This is a genomic window from Pseudomonas rhizosphaerae (genome assembly GCF_000761155.1).
Classification (GTDB): domain Bacteria; phylum Pseudomonadota; class Gammaproteobacteria; order Pseudomonadales; family Pseudomonadaceae; genus Aquipseudomonas; species Aquipseudomonas rhizosphaerae.
Genome location: NZ_CP009533.1, coordinates 2,863,148 through 2,882,641, shown reverse-complemented (window position 1 = coordinate 2,882,641; position 19,494 = coordinate 2,863,148). Strand labels below are relative to the sequence as shown.

General features: G+C 61.9%; 17 protein-coding genes. 9 read left to right on the top strand and 8 right to left on the bottom strand.

Translation table 11 applies throughout. From position 1 onward, the window contains the following. Positions 1-440: 440 nt before the first annotated feature. The 5 genes from LT40_RS12815 to dksA all read right to left on the bottom strand — a co-directional run bounded on the left by LT40_RS12815 (position 441) and on the right by dksA (position 6,494). Positions 441-1,877, bottom strand: coding sequence for a sigma-54-dependent transcriptional regulator (locus LT40_RS12815; protein WP_043190730.1), 1,437 nt, complete (start codon positions 1,875-1,877; stop codon positions 441-443). Between the two features lie 22 nt (positions 1,878-1,899). After that, entirely contained in the window at positions 1,900-4,854 is a 2,955-nt protein-coding gene (locus LT40_RS12810) for a sensor histidine kinase (protein ID WP_162473359.1), read from the bottom strand. Then, positions 4,838-5,014 (bottom strand): hypothetical protein, encoded by a 177-nt coding sequence (locus LT40_RS21600; RefSeq protein ID WP_003250005.1) that lies wholly within the window; start codon positions 5,012-5,014, stop codon positions 4,838-4,840. The genes LT40_RS12810 and LT40_RS21600 overlap by 17 nt, the downstream gene beginning before the upstream one ends. Before the next feature lie 78 nt (positions 5,015-5,092). Continuing rightward, entirely contained in the window at positions 5,093-5,986 is an 894-nt protein-coding gene (gluQRS, locus tag LT40_RS12800; protein ID WP_043190727.1) for a tRNA glutamyl-Q(34) synthetase GluQRS, read from the bottom strand. 64 nt (positions 5,987-6,050) lie between these two features. Then, complete coding sequence (gene dksA, locus LT40_RS12795; RefSeq protein ID WP_043190723.1) at positions 6,051-6,494, bottom strand: RNA polymerase-binding protein DksA; 444 nt, start codon at positions 6,492-6,494, stop codon at positions 6,051-6,053. Between the two features lie 243 nt (positions 6,495-6,737). On the opposite strand from dksA, the gene LT40_RS12790 reads away from it, so the two are divergent. Together LT40_RS12790 and sfsA are read left to right on the top strand one after the other, a co-directional pair. Continuing rightward, positions 6,738-7,913, top strand: coding sequence for a pyridoxal phosphate-dependent aminotransferase (locus tag LT40_RS12790; protein WP_043190720.1), 1,176 nt, complete (start codon positions 6,738-6,740; stop codon positions 7,911-7,913). Then, positions 7,910-8,617, top strand: coding sequence for a DNA/RNA nuclease SfsA (sfsA, locus tag LT40_RS12785; protein WP_043190716.1), 708 nt, complete (start codon positions 7,910-7,912; stop codon positions 8,615-8,617). Before LT40_RS12790 ends, sfsA begins: the two co-directional genes overlap by 4 nt. A 222-nt stretch (positions 8,618-8,839) precedes the next feature. Here sfsA and LT40_RS12780 read toward each other — a convergent pair whose 3' ends face one another. Next, positions 8,840-9,112 (bottom strand): TfoX/Sxy family protein, encoded by a 273-nt coding sequence (locus LT40_RS12780; protein ID WP_043190714.1) that lies wholly within the window; start codon positions 9,110-9,112, stop codon positions 8,840-8,842. A 123-nt stretch (positions 9,113-9,235) separates the two neighbouring features. Further along, a complete protein-coding gene (locus tag LT40_RS12775; RefSeq protein ID WP_043190712.1) occupies positions 9,236-10,780 on the bottom strand; it encodes a bifunctional aminoglycoside phosphotransferase/ATP-binding protein in 1,545 nt (514 codons plus the stop codon). 119 nt (positions 10,781-10,899) lie between these two features. On the opposite strand from LT40_RS12775, the gene mrcB reads away from it, so the two are divergent. From mrcB to LT40_RS12760, 3 genes are read left to right on the top strand one after another with little or no spacing between them, the layout of a single operon-like run. After that, complete coding sequence (gene mrcB / locus LT40_RS12770; protein ID WP_043190710.1) at positions 10,900-13,224, top strand: penicillin-binding protein 1B; 2,325 nt, start codon at positions 10,900-10,902, stop codon at positions 13,222-13,224. Between the two features lie 15 nt (positions 13,225-13,239). Continuing rightward, positions 13,240-14,022, top strand: coding sequence for a tetratricopeptide repeat protein (locus LT40_RS12765; RefSeq protein WP_043190708.1), 783 nt, complete (start codon positions 13,240-13,242; stop codon positions 14,020-14,022). Then, the gene (locus tag LT40_RS12760; protein ID WP_043190705.1) at positions 14,022-14,351 is read left to right on the top strand and encodes a YqcC family protein; all 330 of its coding nucleotides are present in this window, start codon (positions 14,022-14,024) and stop codon (positions 14,349-14,351) included. Before LT40_RS12765 ends, LT40_RS12760 begins: the two co-directional genes overlap by 1 nt. A gap of 4 nt (positions 14,352-14,355) precedes the next feature. On the opposite strand, the gene LT40_RS12755 is transcribed toward LT40_RS12760, so the two are convergent. Continuing rightward, positions 14,356-14,790: a DUF4124 domain-containing protein gene (locus tag LT40_RS12755; RefSeq protein WP_043190703.1), complete on the bottom strand. Its 435-nt coding sequence runs from the start codon at positions 14,788-14,790 to the stop codon at positions 14,356-14,358. A 395-nt stretch (positions 14,791-15,185) separates the two neighbouring features. On the opposite strand from LT40_RS12755, the gene LT40_RS12750 reads away from it, so the two are divergent. The 4 genes from LT40_RS12750 (at position 15,186) to pssA (ending at position 19,463) form a co-directional block, all read left to right on the top strand. After that, positions 15,186-16,910, top strand: coding sequence for an acetolactate synthase 3 large subunit (locus LT40_RS12750; protein ID WP_043193660.1), 1,725 nt, complete (start codon positions 15,186-15,188; stop codon positions 16,908-16,910). 2 nt (positions 16,911-16,912) lie between these two features. Then, positions 16,913-17,404, top strand: coding sequence for an acetolactate synthase small subunit (gene ilvN / locus LT40_RS12745; protein WP_043190700.1), 492 nt, complete (start codon positions 16,913-16,915; stop codon positions 17,402-17,404). Between the two features lie 47 nt (positions 17,405-17,451). Then, positions 17,452-18,468 (top strand): ketol-acid reductoisomerase, encoded by a 1,017-nt coding sequence (ilvC, locus tag LT40_RS12740; protein ID WP_043190697.1) that lies wholly within the window; start codon positions 17,452-17,454, stop codon positions 18,466-18,468. Between the two features lie 146 nt (positions 18,469-18,614). After that, complete coding sequence (gene pssA, locus LT40_RS12735) at positions 18,615-19,463, top strand: CDP-diacylglycerol--serine O-phosphatidyltransferase (protein WP_043190694.1); 849 nt, start codon at positions 18,615-18,617, stop codon at positions 19,461-19,463. Positions 19,464-19,494 lie beyond the last annotated feature (31 nt).

The window sequence follows — 19,494 nt, the reverse complement described above, 5'->3', positions numbered from 1 at the left end:
AGAGCAAACGGATTGCTTTGGTCGCTGTGCTGTGATGATCGCTGTGATCCAACCAGTTCTGGCTTCTGCTTCAAAGCAGTTGTTGTAGTTCTCTGCCTGGCTGCGGGTTTCCCCAAAAACAACGCCTCTCCAAAAGAATCAGTTAGCTGCGCCTCCGCCGTGTTGTTCTTGTTATGCGTGAGTCGATTCGTCTTGTTCTTGTTATGGGTTTGCTTGCTTGTTGTTGTTCTTGTACCAGAGATATAGCAGGTCCCATGCCAACTTTCACAAACCCCTGTGGAACGGGGCCTTGCACGCGATTGGGTGGTCATTGAGGGTCGGAATTGAACCCGAATGCGTTACCGATGGAACCGTGTTTTGTTACGTCGCAGGCCTAGGGTAACAGTTTGTCACGGCTACCCGTCAACCCGCGCAAACCCGCGGGCTAGAGCTGAAACGTATCAGCTTTCGCTGGCCACGCTCGACTTGCGGCGCGGAATGCCCAGGCGCTGACGACGCTCCCACAGGCACTTGCGACTGACGCCCAATTTGCGCGCCAGTTCGGTCTCGGTCATGTGATCCTGATGCTCCAGCACGAAGTGCTGGAAATAGTCTTCCAGGGACAGATCTTCGGTCGGATCGTGGGCAGTATTGTTCGCCCCGCCCTGTTGAGCTGGCAGGCCGAGGAAGTCATCGGTGTCCTGCAGGTCGGCCAGTTCGATGTCGATGCCCAGCAGCTCGGCCGATATCTCGGTGCTCTCGCTGAGGATCACCGAACGCTCGACGGCGTTTTCCAGTTCGCGCACGTTGCCCGGCCATGAATACTGACGAATCGCCTGCTCGGCATCGGCGGCGAAACGCAGGTCGGTGCGGCCGATCCGAGCGCTCTGGCGAATCAGGAACGCCTTGGCGATCTCGCCGACATCGGCACCACGCTCGCGCAATGGCGGCAGCTTCAGCGCGATCACGTGCAGGCGGTAGTAGAGGTCCTCACGGAACTGGCCCAGCTTGGCCAGGCTTTTCAGGTCACGGTGAGTCGCGGCAATCAGGCGCACGTCGACTTTTTGCGACTGTACCGAGCCCACGCGGCGAATCTCGCCTTCCTGCAAGACTCTGAGCAGACGTGCCTGAGCCTCCAGGGGCAGCTCGCCGATCTCGTCGAGAAACAGCGTTCCGCCATCGGCGGCTTCGACCAACCCCGCGCGTCCGGCACTGGCGCCGGTAAAGGCGCCTTTCTCGTGGCCGAACAGTTCGGACTCGATCAGTGTTTCCGGGATCGCCGCACAGTTCACCGAGATCATCGGTGCCTTGGCCCGCTTGGACAGATTGTGCAGTGCCCGCGCGACCAGTTCCTTGCCGGTGCCGGACTCGCCCTGGATCAGCACGTTGGAATCGGTCGGCGCCACCTTGCGGATCTTGCTGTAGAGATCCTGCATGGGCGGGCAGGAGCCGATGATGCCGATATCGCCATTGGCGTTCTGTGCCGCAGGTTTGTCCGCGCCTGGTTTGTTCGCCGGCCGCTCGGCTGCAGCTGCTGCTGGCGTGTTCTGGCGATCGCGCAGGATACGCGCGGCGGCCTGCAGCATTTCATCGTGATCGAAGGGCTTGGCGATGTAGTCGACCGCACCCATCTTCATCGAGTCCACAGCCGAACGCAGGCTGGCGTAGCTGGTCATGATGAGCACCGGTGTGCCTTCGCCCAGTTTGATCAGTTCGGTGCCTGGGGCACCTGGCAGGCGCAGGTCGCTGATGATCAGGTCGAACGATGAAATGCTGAACCGTTCCTGTGCTTCCTGCACCGAGCCGGCCTCACTGACCTGGTACTGGTTTCGTTCGAGCAGGCGACGCAGGGCAGATCGAATGATGGTTTCGTCTTCGACGATCAAAATATGCGGCATTGATTCTATTCTCTCGACGGTCTCAGTTCACAGCGGACGTCGCTTCGACATGACGCGGCAATGTCACCCGAATTCGGGTACCGCGCTGGCTCTGGGCATCAGCCGGGCTGTCGATGGTGATCTGTCCATAATGCTCTTCAACGATGGAATAGACCAGAGCGAGCCCCAGTCCGGTTCCTTCGCCCGGATCCTTGGTGGTGAAGAACGGTTCGAATAACCGATCCATGATGTTCTTGGGAATGCCGCTGCCCTCGTCCTCGACGATGAGGTCGACGGTGTGCTCGCATGCCTCGGTCTTGACGCGCACCGCGCCACCGGCGACCGATGCGTCGCGGGCGTTGGACAGCAGGTTGATCAGCACCTGCGCCAGGCGTTGCGGATCGCCCACGGCCCAGTGCTCGGGGTCACACAGGTTGTAGAACTGGATTTCGAAGTTGCGCCGGTTCAGCGCCAGCAGGCCGATGGCATCCTGGGCCACCTGGGCCAGGTTCACCGGCTCGTCGCTGTGCTGATGGCCGCCGGCATGGGCAAAGCTCATCAGCGACTGGACGATGCGCGACACGCGCTTGGTCTGCTCGAGAATCTGGCTGCTCAGCTCGGTGATCTCGCTATCTTCCTCGCGCTCCTCGCGCAGATTCTGCGCCAGGCAGGCGATGCCGGTGATCGGATTGCCGATTTCGTGGGCGACCCCTGCCGCCAGCCTGCCAATGCTGGCCAGGCGTTCGGAGTGCACCAGCTTGTCTTCGAGCATCTGCGTTTCGGTAAGGTCCTCGACCAGCACGACCAGCCCGCTGTTACCCGGTGCCAGCGGCTCGTCGATGGCCGCCTTGTGCAGGTTCAACCAGCGCGTCTGCCCATCCAGGGCCAGGCGTTGCTTGTGCAAGTGTTCGTCGGGCACGTTGATGAAGTCGATCAACAGGCTGCGCCACGGTTGGCTGATGGTCACCAGGCGCGAGCCGACCACATGCTGGGCAGGCACGCCGGTCAGGTCCTCCATGGCCTTGTTCCACATCAGGATCTCCTGATCCTTGGCCAGCGAGCAGACGCCCATGGGCAGCTCCTGCAGGGTCTGGCGATGGTAGCGACGCAGCGCATCGAGCTCGGCGGCCAGGCCGGTCAGCCGCGAGTGGTAGTCTTCCAGGCGGCTTTCGATGAAATGGATATCCTCGGTGACATAGTTCTCGCTGCCCGACTTGTACGGCAGGAACGTCTCGACCATGTCCTGGGCCACGCTGGGGCCCATGAGCCCGGACAGGTTCGCTTCGATCCGGTCACGCAGGCGCCGCAAGGCGTACGGCCGACGCTCGTCGAAGGGCAGGTAGAGGTCGCGCAGTGCCTGTTCCACTTCGCGCTGGGCGGCCTTGGCACCCAGCGGTTTGGCCAGTTGCGTGGCGAACTCCTGAGGCGAGGCGGCATGCAATTCGCGGCGCTGCGGACGGCGCACGTTATCCACCGCACAGGCCTCGGCAGCACTGACTTCTTCGGTGCTGGCGGCCGTGAACAGCGAGATCAGCGTGAACAGCAATACGTTGGCAGCCAGCGAAGCGATGGCTGCCATGTGCCAGCTGGTGTCGTCGAGCACGTAGATCATGTTCAGCAGCGGGATGTAGAAGCCCTGAAAGTTGCCGATCAACGGCAGCAGCATGGTCACCATCCAGACCGTCACCCCGGCCAGCAGGCCGGCAATGAACCCGCGCCGGTTGGCGGTCGGCCAGTACAGTACCGACAGCACGCCCGGTAAAAACTGCAAGGTCGCGACGAAGGCGACGATCCCCAAGTGCGCAAGGTCCTGCTTGGCGCCCAGCAGCAGGTAGAAGGCATAACCGGCCATGATGATGGCGACGATCAGTGCCCGGCGTGTCCACTTCAGCCAACGGTAGATATTGCCTTCGGCCGGCGGCTGGTACAGCGGCAGCACCAGGTGGTTGAGCATCATGCCCGACAGCGCCAGGGTGGTGACGATGATCAGCCCGCAGGACGCCGAGAGCCCACCAATGTAGGCCAGCAGTGCCAGCGACTTGCTGTTGGCGGCGATGCCGATGCCCAGGGTGAAGAACTCCGGGCTGGTGGTCGCGCCCAGGCGCAGCCCGGCCCACAGGATCAGGGGTACTGCCAGGCTCATCAACAGCAGGAACAGCGGCAGCCCCCAACTGGCGCTGACCAGCGCACGCGGGTTGAGGTTTTCGGTAAAAACCATGTGGTACATGTGCGGCATGACGATCGCCGAGGCGAAGAACACCAGCAGCAGCGTCCGCCACGGGCCCTCCTGCAGAGGGGCGTGCAGCGAGGCCAGGGCAGTCTGGTTCTGCAACAGCCACTGCTCCAGATCGTGCGGTCCGTCGAATACGCCGTACAGGGCGTAGAGGCCGATACCGCCCAGCGCGACCAGTTTGATCACCGACTCGAAAGCGATGGCGAATACCAGCCCTTCGTGCTTTTCGCGGGTCGCGATATGACGCGAGCCGAAGAAGATCGTAAACAGGGTGATGAGTACGCAGAAGCTCAAGGCCACGCGATTCTGCACCGGTTCGCGGGTCATGATGCCGATGGAGTCGGCCACCGCTTGAATTTGCAGCGCAAGCAGTGGAAGCACGCCGACCAGCATGAACACAGTGGTCAGCGCGCCGGCCCAGGTGCTGCGAAAGCGAAACGCGAAGAGGTCCGCCAGTGACGACAGCTGGTAGGTCCGGGTGACCTTGAGTATCGGATACAACAGCACCGGCGCCAGCAGAAACGCGCCGGACACCCCCAGGTAGCAGGCCAGAAACCCATAGCCATACTGATAGGCCAAGCCGACGGTGCCGTAGAACGCCCAGGCACTGGCATAGACCCCCAGGGACAGGGTGTAGGTCAGCGGATGACGAATGATTGCCCGCGCGATCATGCCTCGCTCGCTGACCCAGGCCACGGCGAACAGCACCAGCAGGTAGGCGGCGCTGACCAGCAGCATCTGGGTAAGGCTAAAGCTCATCGGCATCACGCTGGCTCTGCAGGATAAAGGTCACCACGATCAGAATCAGCCATAGCAGGTAGGGCCGGTACCACGCGCCGGTGGGCTCGATCCACCAGTCCATGATGGCAGGGGAGAACAGGTATATCCCCACCACCAGAAGCAGGACCAAACGATAGATATACATGCTGGCCTCAGGGCAGGGGAGCTGTGCAAAAACAGTGCGCCGATGGTAGCGGATCGGCGTGTCGCTGCGAAGAGCCGATCACCGCTCTCCCAGGCCGGCCTCCGGGAGGGTAGGAACCGGGGCAATCGCGCCACTGTCCCAATGCGCCATGCCCCAGCGCAGCACATCTTCCACGCTGCCATCGGCCAGATCGGCTTCGGGTCGCTGGCCCAGGGCGCACAAGGCACGCACCAACAGCGCAGCCGCCTGATCCGGATCCAGTGGCGGGGAGCGGTAGCTTTTGCCCAATTTGTGGCCGTCTGGCTGGATGATCAGCGGGACATGCAGGTACCGTGGTTGCGACAGCCCCAACAGCTCCTGCAGATACAAATGCCGTGGGGTCGAATCGAGCAGATCGGCGCCGCGCACGATGTCGGTCACTCCCTGCCACGCATCGTCTAGGACCACTGCCAACTGATAGGCGTACAAGCCGTCGCGACGGCGAATGACGAAATCCCCTGACTCACGCCCCAGGTGCTGTGAATACGCTCCCTGCACGCGGTCTTGGAATCGATACAGCAATTCCGGGACGCGCAGGCGGATGGCGGCATCCTGCGTGGCGTGCCCGGCATTGCGGCAGGTACCGGGATAGATGCCCTGATAGGGTTCCAGCTGTTTGCGCGAGCAGGTACAGGCATAGGCCAGCCCCTGCGCGAGCAAGCGATCGATCACCTGCTGGTAGGCGTCATGGCGCAGGCTTTGGTGGACCACCTCACCGTCCCACTGCAAGCCATAGCTCTCCAGGGTCTTGAGGATGGCTGCCTGTGCGCCGGCGACTTCCCGTGGAGGATCCAGGTCCTCCATGCGCACCAGCCAGCGACCGCCCGCAGCACGCGCATCCAGCCACGATGCCAACGCGGCCACCAGGGAGCCGAAATGCAGGTAGCCGCTCGGGGTCGGGGCGAAGCGACCTATATAAGGAGAGGTAGTCATGGGCGCAGGATTCTACGGGCAATACACATACAAAGGGGCGCCGTGGCGCCCCTTTGTCGACAGGTCATTTGCCGACCTGTTTTTCCTTGATTTCCGCCAAGGTCTTGCAGTCGATGCACAGATCGGCGGTTGGGCGCGCTTCGAGGCGGCGAATGCCGATCTCGATGCCGCAGGATTCGCACCAGCCGTACTCTTCGTCTTCGATCAATTGCAGCGTCTTGTCGATCTTCTTGATCAACTTGCGTTCGCGATCGCGTGCGCGCAGTTCGAGGCTGAATTCCTCTTCCTGGCTGGCGCGATCGGCCGGGTCCGGAAAGTTAGCGGCTTCATCCTTCATGTGGTCGACGGTGCGATCCACTTCCTGCATCAAGTCCTGTTTCCACTTGTTCAGAACCTTGGTGAAGTGAGCACGCATTGGCGCGCCCATGTACTCCTCGCCTTTGGTTTGAACGTAGGGTTCGACGCCGGCAGTGCTGTCATTGCTTTTTTGCTTTTCATTGGTGGGCATGAATCGACCGCCTCTCGCTCTACTAATCCATTGCGCAGGATGATCCTTCTCCGACACCCGCCGGCCCTGCGACTGCAAGCCGGCGAACTTACCAGATCGAACCAGCACGCGCTACTCCCGGTTGTCGTGCCTGGAACGCCTGCGTCGCAGGCACGATGTGGTGGGTTTCGATCGCGCGATGCGTGAAACGTTCGATGCAAAGGTTGGGTAGAATCGGCTTTTTCTTCGTTGCAAGGAATACCTATGGCTCCGCTCTACAGCGCACGAAGTCGCGCCATCGAACCGTTTCACGTGATGGCGCTGCTGGCCAGGGCCAACGAACTGCAGAGCCAGGGCCACGACGTCATTCACCTGGAAATCGGTGAGCCGGACTTCACCACCGCAGCCCCCATCGTCGCCGCCGGGCAGGCCGCATTGGCCGCCGGCCACACCCGCTACACCGCGGCACGGGGGCTGCCGGCGCTACGCGAGGCGATTGCCGGATTCTACCGGCAGCGCTACGGCCTGGACATCGATCCGCAGCGGATCATGATCACGCCCGGCGGCTCGGGAGCCCTGCTGCTGGCGGCCAGCCTGCTGGTCGATCCGGGCAAGCACTGGCTTCTGGCAGACCCCGGCTACCCGTGCAATCGGCACTTCCTGCGCCTGGTCGAAGGCGCGGCACATCTGGTGCCGGTGGGGCCCGAACAGCGCTACCAGCTCAATGCCCAGCTCGTCGAGCAACACTGGGACGAGCACAGCGTCGGGGCCCTGGTGGCATCGCCGGCCAACCCCACCGGCACGCTGCTGAACAAGGATGAGCTAAGCGCCTTGAGCCGGGCCGTCAAGGATCGGCAAGGGCATCTGGTGGTCGACGAGATCTACCATGGACTAACGTACGGCACGACGGCCGCCAGTGTGCTGGAAGTGGACAACGACGCCTTCGTCCTAAATAGTTTTTCCAAGTATTTCGGAATGACCGGCTGGCGGCTCGGCTGGCTGGTGGCGCCACCCCAAGCCATTCCGGAACTGGAAAAACTGGCGCAGAATCTGTACATCAGCGCCCCGAGCATGGCTCAGCATGCGGCGTTGGCGTGCTTCGAACCGGCCACGCTGGAAATCTTCGAGCAGCGCCGAGCAGCGTTCGGGCATCGCCGCGACTATCTGCTGCCCGCCCTGCGTGCCTTGGGCTTCGCCATCGCGGTCGAGCCCGAAGGTGCCTTCTACCTGTACGCGGACATCAGTGCCTTCAGCGACGATGCCTTCGCCTTCTGCCAGCACTTCCTGGAAACCGAACACGTGGCCTTCACGCCCGGGCTGGATTTTGGCCGTCACAAGGCCGGCCACCATGTCCGCTTCGCCTACACCCAAAGCCTTCCGCGTCTGGAACAGGCCGTGGCGCGGATCGCCCGTGGCCTGCAAAGCTGGCAGGCAAGATGATCTTCTCGCCGATCCTGGAACAAGGGCGCCTGATCCAGCGCTACAAGCGGTTTCTCGCCGACATCGAGCTTGAAGACGGCGAGCGCCTGACCATTCACTGCCCTAACACCGGCTCGATGCTCAATTGCATGATGCCCGGCGGGCGCGTCTGGTTCACTCGCTCCAGCGACCCCAGGCGCAAGCTGCCTGGCACCTGGGAAATCGGTGAGACACCGCAAGGCCGCCTGGCGTGCATCAATACCGCACGCGCCAATGCACTGGTCGAGGAGGCGTTGACTGCCGGCCGGATACCGGAGCTGGCAGGGTTCACTGCACTCAAGCGCGAAGTGCCCTATGGCCAGGAGCGCAGTCGTATCGACTTCCGTCTGGATTACCCGGATGGCCCCGCATGGGTCGAAGTGAAGAGCGTAACCCTGGGCTTTGCCGACAGCCGCATAGCAGCGTTTCCCGATGCCGTCACTCAACGCGGCGCCAAGCACCTGCGTGAGTTGGCGGTGCTGGCCCGCAGCGGAGTGCGCGCCGTGCAATTGTATTGCGTCAATATCGACGGTGTGGACGCCGTGCGCCCGGCCTCCGAGATCGACGCAGGCTACGCGCTGGCGTTGCGCCAGGCAGTCGATGCCGGTGTCGAAGTGCTGGCCTATGGTGTGCATCTGGATGCACGAGAAATCTTCATTGACCGGCGCCTGCCTGTGATCCTGTAATTCAGGACACCAGGCGCGCGGGCGAAATCTGGGCAAAAAAAAGACCCGGCAAAGTGCCGGGTCAATAACCGTGATTAGCCTGATGAGGAGACATCTGAAAGTCCGAACCAAGGGCCTTTCAGAGATCACCAGTCTCGCGACTGGATGTGATAATCATAACGATTCTCATTTAAGAGTCAAGCGCTCTGCGCATTTATTTCCTGTGACCGCGCGCACAAGGCTTTAAAATCTGCCGGAAGGCAGCAGGGCAGCGACCTGGCGGTTCAAGGTCTGTTTGCGTTCGCACGACAGTTCGCTCCAGTGCACGTCCCGCAGAGCGCCTTCGATGGCATACAACAACACTTTCGACGCGCGAAAGCCGCGATTGCGCACCGCGCAGTACGCCTGCACGGCGCCTGCCCGGCGAAGATCGGAAGCGTTGTGGATGCCGATAGCATGGAGCCATTGAGCGGAGGTCTTGCCCAGGTTCTTCAGGGCCAGAAGTTCATCGGTCATCAAACCTCCTGGCATCGGCCAAGGCATGAGAGGGGGCGATGGAACATGCGTGCAGCGAACAGTGTAGCGGCGGCAGACCGGCGCAAAATCACCGATCTGCCCAAAGCCCGGCTCAGCGGGGCATCACAGGCCCGGCAAGCGTTGGCGAATCTGCTGCACCAAGGTGTCCAGGCTGCCGCTTTCATGGGTTTCCACACGGCGGGTCTGCAGCAGCTCGGTTTCGCTCAAGGGTTCGCGGCTGGCTTGCTGGGCGTCGATCACCGCCTGGGTGGCATCCGAAGGATCGTCGGAGTGCGCCTGACGCTGCTGTAGCCAGCTTGAAATCACCGCTGCTGGCGCATTGCAATCCAGGATCAGGAACGGCACCCCGGTCGATTCGGCAACCTGGGCCGCAGCTGCGCGTTGGTCGGCTTTCAGGTAGGTGGCATCGATCACCACCGGCAGGCCAGCACGCAGCACATGCGCCGCCAGCGCATGCAGGTGCAAGTAGGTCGCTTCGCTGGTGCTGGCGTCATACAAGCCTGTTTCAGCGGTCTGGGTACCGAACAGGCGCTTGCGTTCCACGTCCGAGCGCAGGCGTATGGCGCCCAGCGCCTCGACCAGGCGCAGGGCAACGTGGCTCTTGCCTACTGCGGACACGCCGCTGGTCACGGCCAGGAAACGCGAAGGAATGGCACTGTAGCTTTCTGCCAGATTGGCGTAGTTGCGGTACTGGCGCAGTGTTGCCGCACGCTCCACGCCGCTGGCATCGGGCGCCATGCTGAACAACGCTACCTTGGCCCGCACCAGCGCACGGTAGGCCTTGTAGAAGTTCAGCAGCTCGAGGCCCTGGTAGTCCCCGGTCAATTCCAGGTACTGGCTGATGAAGCGCCGCGCCAGGCTCTTGAGTCCGCGGTCTTCCAGGTCCATGGCCAGGAAGCCGACGTCAGCATAGACATCGGTGAAGCGGAACGGCTCGTTGAACTCGATGCAGTCGAAGATCACCACTTCACCATCGATGACGGTGGCGTTGCCCAGGTGAATGTCGCCGTGGCACTCGCGGATGAACCCTTCTTCCTTGCGCAGCGCCAGCAGCGGTTCCAGGCGCACATAGCTGCTCTGCGCCCAGGCCTGCAACGCATCCAATTGAGTCAGGTCGTCCTTGTCGGTGAGAAATGGACGAATCTGTTCGAAATTCTGCTCCACCGGCGCCATCGCCGCCTTTGGCGTACCGGCTTCGTGCGCATCCGGTACCACGGGTGCGGCACGGTGGAAGTCGGCGATTTGCCTCGCCAGCGAATCCACATGCGCCTGGGTCAGTTCGCCGTTGGCCTGCAGCGTGCTCAACAGGTTGCCGCCCTCGAACTGACGCATCTGCAGCGCGTACTCGATCGGCACGCCTTCGCCGCCCAGCTGCGGCGCTTGTGCGCTGCCGGTGATCGGCAACACCTGCAGATACAGGTCGCGGGTCAGGCGCTGGTTGAGGCGCAGCTCTTCTGCGCAGAAATGCGCGCGGTCGGACAGTTGCGAGAAGTCCAGAAAGCCGAAGTTCATCGGCTTCTTGATCTTGTAGGCGTAAGGCCCGGTCAGTATCACCCAGGAGATATGCGTCTCGATGACCTGGAACCCTTCCACCGGATGCGGGTACAGGGCCGGGTTTTGCAGGGCAGCGATCAGGGTCTGGCTCACAGGCGATCCTTCATAGACAGGGATGGTTTCAAGGTCGTCATTATGGCCACTGTCTCGGGTGATGCAAACCGCCAACGGTCCCTGCCCGCGACAATTCAAAGTGCGTATAATCCGCCGCCATGACTCGAACCCGATCTTCCCGTACCCCCAAAAAATCGCCTTCAGGCGGCCTGCGCACCTGGCTTGGCTGGGGCCTCAAGCTGGGCTTGGTAGGCCTGGTGATCCTGGCCGGCTTTGCCGTCTACCTGGACGCCGTGGTCCAGGAGAAATTCTCCGGCAAGCGCTGGACCATTCCCGCCAAGGTGTACGCCCGCCCGCTCGAGCTGTTCGTCGGCCAGAAACTGGCCAAGAATGATTTCCTGACCGAACTCGACGCGCTTGGCTACCGTCGGCAAACCAGTGTCGATGGTCCGGGCACCGACTCGGTCAACGGCAATACGGTCGACCTCAATACCCGCGGCTTCCAGTTCTACGAGGGCCTTGAACAACCCCAGGCCGTGCGCGTGAAGTTTTCCGGCGACTATGTCTCGGAACTCAGCGGCAGTGGTGGCAAGAAGGTTGCCGTGGTGCGTCTCGAGCCGCTGCTGATCGGCGGTCTTTATCCGAAAAACCTCGAGGACCGCATCCTGATCAAGCTCGACCAGGTGCCGCCGTACCTGCTCGACACCCTGGTGACCGTCGAGGACCGCGACTTCTACCACCACTTCGGCGTCTCGCCCAAGTCCATCGCCCGCGCCGTCTGGGTCAATACCTCGTCCGGGGCCATGCGCCAGGGTGGCAGCACCTTGACCCAGCAGTTGGTCAAGAACTTCTACCTGACCAACGAGCGCAGCCTGACTCGCAAGTTGACTGAAGCGATGATGGCGGTGCTGCTGGAACTGCACTACGACAAAGGTGAAATCCTCGAGGCCTACCTCAACGAGGTCTTCGTCGGCCAGGACGGCCAGCGCGCCGTGCACGGCTTCGGTCTGGCCAGCCAGTTCTTCTTCAGCCAGCCGCTGTCCGAGCTCAAGCTGCACCAGGTTGCGTTGTTGGTGGGCATGGTGAAGGGGCCGTCTTCCTATAACCCGCGCCGCAATCCGGAGCGGGCGATGGAACGCCGCAACCTCGTTCTCGACCTGCTGGCCCAGCAGGGTGTGGCAACCCAGGAGGCGGTTGACGCGGCCAAGAAGATGCCGCTGGGCGTGACCAAGCGGGGCAGCCTGGCAGACAGCTCGTTCCCCGGCTTCCTTGATCTGGTCAAGCGCCAGCTGCGCGACGACTATCGCGATGAAGACTTGACCGAAGAAGGCCTGCGCATCTTCACCAGCTTCGACCCTATCCTGCAGATGAAAGCCGAGTCGTCGGTTACCGACACCTTCAAGCGCCTGGCCGGACGCAAGGGCTCGGACGAGGTCGAGGCGGCCATGGTCGTCACCAACCCCGAAAGCGGTGAAGTGCAGGCCTTGGTCGGCAGTCGTGTACCGGGCTTCGCCGGTTTCAACCGAGCACTCGATGCGGTGCGCCCGATCGGCTCGCTGATCAAGCCAGCGGTGTACCTGACCGCGCTGGAGCAACCGAGCAAATACACCCTGACCAGTTGGGTGCAGGACGTGCCGTTCTCGGTCAAGGGCGCAGACGGCCAGATCTGGAAGCCGCAGAACTACGAACGCAACTCCAACGGCACGGTGTTCCTCTACCAGGGCCTTGCCCATTCCTACAACCTGTCGACGGCCCGTTTGGGCCTGGACCTGGGCGTGCCCAACGTGCTGAAGACCCTCGGCAAGCTGGGTGTACAGGTCGATTGGCCGGCTTACCCATCGATGTTGCTGGGGGCGGGCGGCCTGGCACCCATGCAGGTGGCAACCATGTATCAGACCCTGGCCAATGGCGGTTTCAACACGCCGATGCGGGGTATCCGCAGTGTGCTGACAGCCGAAGGTGAACCGCTCAAGCGCTACCCGTTCCAGATCCAGCAGCGCTTCGATCCGGCCTCCATCTACCTGATCCAGAACGCCATGCAGCGGGTGATGCGCGAAGGTACCGGGCGTTCGGTCTACAGCGTGCTGCCGAGCAACCTGAACCTGGCCGGCAAGACCGGTACCAGTAACGACTCGCGCGACAGCTGGTTTGCCGGCTTCAGTCAGGACGTGCTGGCCGTGGTCTGGCTGGGCCGTGACGACAACGGCAAGACACCGTTCACCGGCGCCACCGGTGCGTTGCAGGTCTGGACCAGCTTCATGAAGAAAGCCGATCCGCTGCCGTTGGATACACCGGTGCCGGAAAACATCGTGCAAGCCTGGGTCGACGCCAAGACCGGACAGGGCTCTGACGCAAGCTGCCCCAACGCCGTGCAGATGCCGTATATTCGCGGCAGCGAACCGACTCCAGGCACCGCATGCGGCGGCGCCAATCCGGCCACCGACGATTCGGTGATGGACTGGGTCAAAGGCTGGTTGAACTAAGCGAAGGGGAATGAAGTGAACAAGTGGTGGTTTCCTGCCTTGACGGCATTGGCTTTGCTCAACGGCTGTGCCAGCGTGGAGCGTGGCTCCATTCCCGTGGTCGATTCCGGCTCTGCGGTCACCAATGGCGAGCGTGTGTCACGCACCGGCGGTTTCCGCCAGACCACCGTGGTCCGTCCCAAGGCTCAGGCCCAGGCGATCACCGAAGATTCCGGCGTGGTCGTCATGGTGCCGCAGGGAGCGGGCTCGCAGCCGATCCAGAGCTTCCCCGCGCCGGGCAACAACGCACCGATCAGCACCGGGCCGATCACGCCCGGCCCGATCGTGCCTGGGCCCAGCAGCTCGGCGCCCGTCAGCCAGGCGCCGGCCTATACTCCAGCGGCGCCAAGCACGACCTACAACATGCCGGCCAGCGCCCCCAGCGGGATTCCGCGTGCCAGCGGCAACAGCGGCGGCTTGTCTGCCGACGAACAACTGGACGGTCCGGTCCTTGCGCTGTTGACCACGGCTCAGCAACAGCAAGGCGGTGGCGATCTGAACGGTGCTTCCTCGAGTCTTGAGCGCGCACAACGAATTGCCCCGCGCGAACCCCAGGTCCTGTACAAGCTGGCGCAGGTGCGTCTGGCCCAGGGCGACGCCGCCCAGGCCGAGCAACTGGCCCGCCGCGCGCTGACCTATGCCAATGGCCGTCCTGATCTACAGGCCAGCCTGTGGAACATCATCGCCCAGTCCCGCGACAAACAGGGTGATGCCGCTGGCGCCAACCTGGCTCGCCAGAAAGCCAAGAGCGCCTCTTGATGGATGGTCGTTTCCTGGCGATCGCCGAGCACCTGTTGCTCATCGAGCGCGAACTGCGCCAACAGGGCTGGTGGCAGGACGAGCCGCCCAGCGCCGAAGCCCTGGCCAGCGTCGAACCCTTCAGCGTCGACACCCTGGATTTCGACCAGTGGTTGCAATGGATTTTCCTGCCACGCATGAAGACCATCATCGAGCAGGACCTGCCATTGCCCAATGCCTCGGGCATCCTGGCCATGGCCGATATGGTCTATGCCGATCGCCCACAGCAGAGCCGCGGCCTGCGTGCCAGCCTGGCGCGCTTCGACGAGCTGATCGGCCAGGTGCGCTAGGCGTTCACGTGCACTGCTCGTCGATCACCTTGCGCACCTCTTCGATCCTCGCCTGACGCTCCTGCTCGGTCAGGCGCTTGACCTCGCCATTGACCTGCTGAAGCACGCGCGGGTTGTTCTTGAGCTGCGCCAGGTTGGTCCTGACCCCCGTACAGAACTCGTTGCGCCGCGACGTCTCGTCGGCCACCTGCGACTTCACCTTGCGGTCGATACGGCGTTGCTCCGCCTCACCACTGGCTTTCATCACGGCTTCGTTGGAGATCGGCTCGGGCGGGGTCACCGGCTTCACGCCTTCCACAGCGGTTGCCTGAACGCCGTTGGGCGGCTGTGCATCAAAATGCGTCACGCCTTGGCTGTCGACCCATTTGTAGATTTGCCCGGCCATGGCCAATGGACACAGGGCAAGCAGCAGGAAACTTGCGGCAACGGTTGAACGCATGGCGCCTTCTCTGAGGGTTGGTTAAGCATGAAACTACCATAGCTCAGTGGCCAGGCAGGGTTTATTGCGCTGTTTGGGTGCAGGTGCGCAATAAAATGCACGCATCACTTGACTTGCAGCAGACGAATCACAACAATCCAAAGTCCGCTGTACAGGGACTGCCAGAAGCAGACCCACACAGCAGAGCACAGGCGCACACCAGCGCCGACCCGTAATACCCGCAACGCGTTACCTCGCGCTGGGTGGGAAAGCCCGTGACACTTGGGTGCTCCCAATACTTGCTCAGTCAGTGCTGACGTACGTCGGCGACCACCGTCGCTCATGCTCTGCTGGCAGTAAACCTATTAAGACCCGTTCCCATGGAGCGGTATTCTGGCGTTTTAGAGGTGAACAACGTGGAGCTTTTATCTGGCGCTGAAATGGTCGTCCGCTTCCTGCGCGACGAAGGCGTTAAGCACATCTACGGGTACCCCGGTGGTGCCCTCCTGCATGTCTATGACGCCCTGTTCAAGGAACCCGCAGTCGAGCACGTGCTGGTCCGGCACGAGCAGGCCGCAACTCACATGGCCGATGGCTATGCCCGCGCGACCGGCAAGGCCGGCGTGGTACTGGTGACGTCCGGCCCGGGTGCCACCAACGCCATTACCGGTATCGCCACTGCCTACATGGACTCCATTCCGATGGTGATCCTCTCGGGCCAGGTGGCCAGCACCCTGGTCGGCACCGACGCGTTCCAGGAAACCGACATGATCGGTATCTCCCGTCCCATCGTGAAGCACAGCTTCATGATCAAGCACGCCTCGGAGATCCCCGAAGTCCTGAAGAAGGCCTTCTACCTGGCGCAGTCCGGTCGTCCCGGCCCTGTGGTGGTCGACATCCCCAAGGACATGACCAACCCGGCCGACAAGTTCGAGTACGTCTATCCCAAGAAGGCCAAGCTGCGCTCCTACAGCCCGGCGGTTCGTGGTCATTCCGGCCAGATCCGCAAGGCCGTTGAGATGCTCCTGGCCGCCAAGCGTCCGGTCATGTACGCCGGCGGCGGTGTCATTCTCGGCGGCGCCTCCACGGCCCTGACCGAGCTGGCGCAGATCCTCGACCTGCCGGTGACCAACACCCTGATGGGCCTGGGGGCCTACCCTGGCATGGACCGTCAGTTCGTCGGCATGCTCGGCATGCACGGCAGCTACACCGCCAACCTGGCCATGCACCACGCCGACGTGATCCTGGCCGTGGGTGCCCGCTTCGACGACCGTGTGATCAACGGCGCGGCCAAGTTCTGCCCCAATGCCAAGATCATCCACATCGATATCGACCCGGCCTCGATTTCCAAGACCATCAAGGCCGACGTACCGATCGTGGGTCCGGTGGACAGTGTCCTGACCGAAATGCTCGCAACCCTCAAGGACATCGGCGAAACCCCGAACAAGGACACCGTTGCCAGTTGGTGGAAGCAGGTCGAAGAATGGCGTGGCGAGAACGGCCTGTTCCCCTACGACAAGGGCGATGGCTCCAAGATCAAGCCGCAGAAGGTCATCGAGACGCTTTGCGAGGTCACTCAGGGCGACGCCTACGTCACTTCGGATGTCGGCCAGCACCAGATGTTCGCGGCGCAGTACTACCTGTTCAACAAACCCAACCGCTGGATCAACTCCGGTGGCCTTGGCACCATGGGCTTCGGCTTCCCGGCGGCCATGGGCGTCAAGATGAGCTTTCCCGATGCTCACGTTGCCTGCGTGACCGGGGAGGGCAGTATCCAGATGAACATTCAGGAGTTGTCCACCTGTCTGCAGTACGGCCTACCGGTCAAGATCATCCTGCTCAACAACGGGGTACTTGGCATGGTGCGCCAGTGGCAGGACATGAGCTACGGCGGTCGTCACTCGCATTCCTACGTCGAATCGCTGCCCGACTTCGTCAAGCTGGTCGAAGCGTATGGTCACGTCGGCATGCGCATCACTGACCTTGCGGACCTCAAGCCGAAAATGGAAGAAGCCTTCGCCATGACCGACCGCCTGGTCTTCCTCGACATCCAGGTCGACGTCGGCGAGCACGTCTACCCGATGCAGATCAAGGACGGCTCGATGCGCGACATGTGGCTCAGCAAGACGGAGCGGACCTAATCATGCGGCACATCATTTCGCTTTTGCTCGAGAACGAACCCGGCGCCCTGTCGCGCGTGGTAGGGCTGTTCTCGCAGCGCAACTACAACATCGAAAGCCTGACCGTGGCCCCCACCGAAGACCCGACCCTGTCGCGCCTGACGTTGACCACGGTAGGGCAGGATGAAGTGATCGAACAGATCACGAAGAACCTCAACAAGTTGATCGAGGTGGTCAAGCTGGTAGACCTGTCCGAAAGCGCTCACATCGAACGCGAACTGATGCTGGTCAAGGTCAAGGCCACTGGCGCCCAACGCGCCGAGATCAAACGCACCACGGACATCTTCCGTGGGCAGATCGTTGATGTCAGCAGTAGCGTCTACACCGTTCAGCTGACGGGCACCAGCGACAAGCTGGATAGCTTCCTGCAGTCTATCGGCACCGCCTCGATCCTCGAAACCGTGCGCAGTGGCGTGACCGGTATCGCTCGCGGCGACAAAGTGCTGAGCATCTAACTCAATTAGCGACTGGCCGAAACGGCCTAGATAACAGGTGATATTCAATGAAAGTTTACTACGACAAAGATTGCGACCTCTCGATCATCCAGGGCAAGAAAGTAGCCATCATCGGTTACGGCTCCCAGGGCCACGCCCAGGCGTGCAACCTGAAGGATTCGGGCGTCGACGTCACCGTGGGCCTGCGCAAGGGTTCGGCTACTGTCGCCAAGGCTGAAGCTCATGGCTTGAAAGTAGCCGACGTCGCCACTGCCGTCGCCGGTGCCGATCTGGTCATGATCCTGACCCCGGACGAGTTCCAGTCCCAGCTGTACAAGAACGAAGTCGAACCCAACATCAAGCAGGGCGCGACCCTGGCGTTCTCCCACGGCTTCGCCATTCACTACAATCAGGTCGTGCCACGTGCCGATCTGGACGTGATCATGATCGCACCCAAGGCACCAGGCCACACCGTGCGTACCGAGTTCGTCAAAGGCGGCGGTATTCCTGACCTGATCGCCATCTACCAGGACGCCTCGGGCAACGCCAAGAACGTCGCATTGTCGTACGCTTCGGGCGTAGGCGGCGGCCGTACCGGCATCATCGAAACCACGTTCAAGGACGAGACCGAAACCGACCTGTTCGGCGAGCAGGCCGTTCTGTGCGGCGGTACCGTCGAGCTGGTCAAGGCCGGTTTCGAAACCCTGGTCGAAGCTGGTTATGCACCAGAAATGGCCTACTTCGAGTGCCTGCACGAGCTCAAGCTGATCGTCGACCTCATGTACGAAGGCGGTATCGCCAACATGAACTACTCGATCTCCAACAACGCCGAATACGGCGAGTACGTGACCGGCCCGGAAGTTATCAACGCCGAATCGCGTCAGGCCATGCGCAATGCACTCAAGCGCATCCAGGACGGCGAGTACGCCAAGATGTTCATCAACGAAGGCGCCACCAACTACCCGTCGATGACCGCCAAGCGTCGCAACAACGCCGCTCACGGCATCGAAGTCATCGGCGAGCAACTGCGCTCCATGATGCCGTGGATCGCCGCCAACAAGATCGTCGACAAAGCCAAGAACTGATACAGTTCCAAGCGATGAAAACGCGGCCCAGGCCGCGTTTTTTCGTTATGGTGGCAAGCTTCTGGTATAAAGCTGCAACGTTTTGCGGTCGAACCCTCGACCCAGACGCCTGTCGAAACTTTCCACACCGTTGCAAGGTATTGTCCATGAGCGAACGTCCCGAAGAGCCAAACAAGGCTCCTGACGCCGAAAGCCTCCTGCCGATCGATGAGCATGTCGAAGAAGGGCATGACGCCGAAGGACGCAAAGTCCGGCACCGCGGCATCTATCTCCTGCCCAACCTGTTCACCACGGCGAACCTGTTTGCGGGTTTCTACTCGATCATCAACTCGATCAGTGCCCAGAGCGCCGGCAATGCCGCCGAAGCCAGCAAGTATTTCGCCTATGCAGCCATTGCAATCTTCGTCGCCATGGTGCTCGACAGCCTCGATGGCCGCGTTGCGCGCATGACCAACACCCAGAGCGCCTTTGGCGCAGAATACGACTCACTGTCCGACATGGTCGCATTCGGTGTTGCACCCGCGCTGCTGGCCTTTGGTTGGGCGCTGGGTGACATGGGCAAGGTCGGCTGGATGGTGGCCTTCATCTACGTCGCCGGCGCTGCACTGCGCCTGGCCCGTTTCAACACCCAGGTCGGCACGGCCGACAAACGCTACTTCATCGGTCTGGCCAGCCCGGCCGCTGCTGGTGTGGTGGCCGGTCTGGTATGGGCGTTCAGCGACTACGGCATCCAGGGCTCGAAGATGTCCTTCCTGGTAGCCCTGTTGGTGGCGGCCGCCGGCATGCTGATGGTCAGCAACATCAAGTACAACAGCTTCAAGGAGCTTGACCTCAAGGGTCGCGTTCCCTTCGTGGCGATCCTGGCGGTGGTATTGGTGTTCGCCGTGGTGTTCAGTGATCCGCCTCGTATCCTGCTGTTGATCTTCCTCGCTTACGCGGCGTCCGGCCCGGTACAGTATTTGTTACGCATGCGTCGTCACAAAAAGGCCGAGTAAATTCAATTTCCCGCATAATCCGTAGTCTCTT

Bases quoted from the DNA above. Each gene is read 5' to 3' on its own strand.
- LT40_RS12815 (WP_043190730.1), bottom strand. From the start codon at position 1,877: ATGCCGCATATTTTGATCGTCGAAGACGAAACCATCATTCGATCTGCC.
- LT40_RS12810 (WP_162473359.1), bottom strand. From the start codon at position 4,854: ATGCCGATGAGCTTTAGCCTTACCCAGATGCTGCTGGTCAGCGCCGCC.
- LT40_RS21600 (WP_003250005.1), bottom strand. From the start codon at position 5,014: ATGTATATCTATCGTTTGGTCCTGCTTCTGGTGGTGGGGATATACCTG.
- gluQRS (WP_043190727.1), bottom strand. From the start codon at position 5,986: ATGACTACCTCTCCTTATATAGGTCGCTTCGCCCCGACCCCGAGCGGC.
- dksA (WP_043190723.1), bottom strand. From the start codon at position 6,494: ATGCCCACCAATGAAAAGCAAAAAAGCAATGACAGCACTGCCGGCGTC.
- LT40_RS12790 (WP_043190720.1), top strand. From the start codon at position 6,738: ATGGCTCCGCTCTACAGCGCACGAAGTCGCGCCATCGAACCGTTTCAC.
- sfsA (WP_043190716.1), top strand. From the start codon at position 7,910: ATGATCTTCTCGCCGATCCTGGAACAAGGGCGCCTGATCCAGCGCTAC.
- LT40_RS12780 (WP_043190714.1), bottom strand. From the start codon at position 9,112: ATGACCGATGAACTTCTGGCCCTGAAGAACCTGGGCAAGACCTCCGCT.
- mrcB (WP_043190710.1), top strand. From the start codon at position 10,900: ATGACTCGAACCCGATCTTCCCGTACCCCCAAAAAATCGCCTTCAGGC.
- LT40_RS12760 (WP_043190705.1), top strand. From the start codon at position 14,022: ATGGATGGTCGTTTCCTGGCGATCGCCGAGCACCTGTTGCTCATCGAG.
- LT40_RS12755 (WP_043190703.1), bottom strand. From the start codon at position 14,790: ATGCGTTCAACCGTTGCCGCAAGTTTCCTGCTGCTTGCCCTGTGTCCA.
- ilvN (WP_043190700.1), top strand. From the start codon at position 16,913: ATGCGGCACATCATTTCGCTTTTGCTCGAGAACGAACCCGGCGCCCTG.
- ilvC (WP_043190697.1), top strand. From the start codon at position 17,452: ATGAAAGTTTACTACGACAAAGATTGCGACCTCTCGATCATCCAGGGC.
- pssA (WP_043190694.1), top strand. From the start codon at position 18,615: ATGAGCGAACGTCCCGAAGAGCCAAACAAGGCTCCTGACGCCGAAAGC.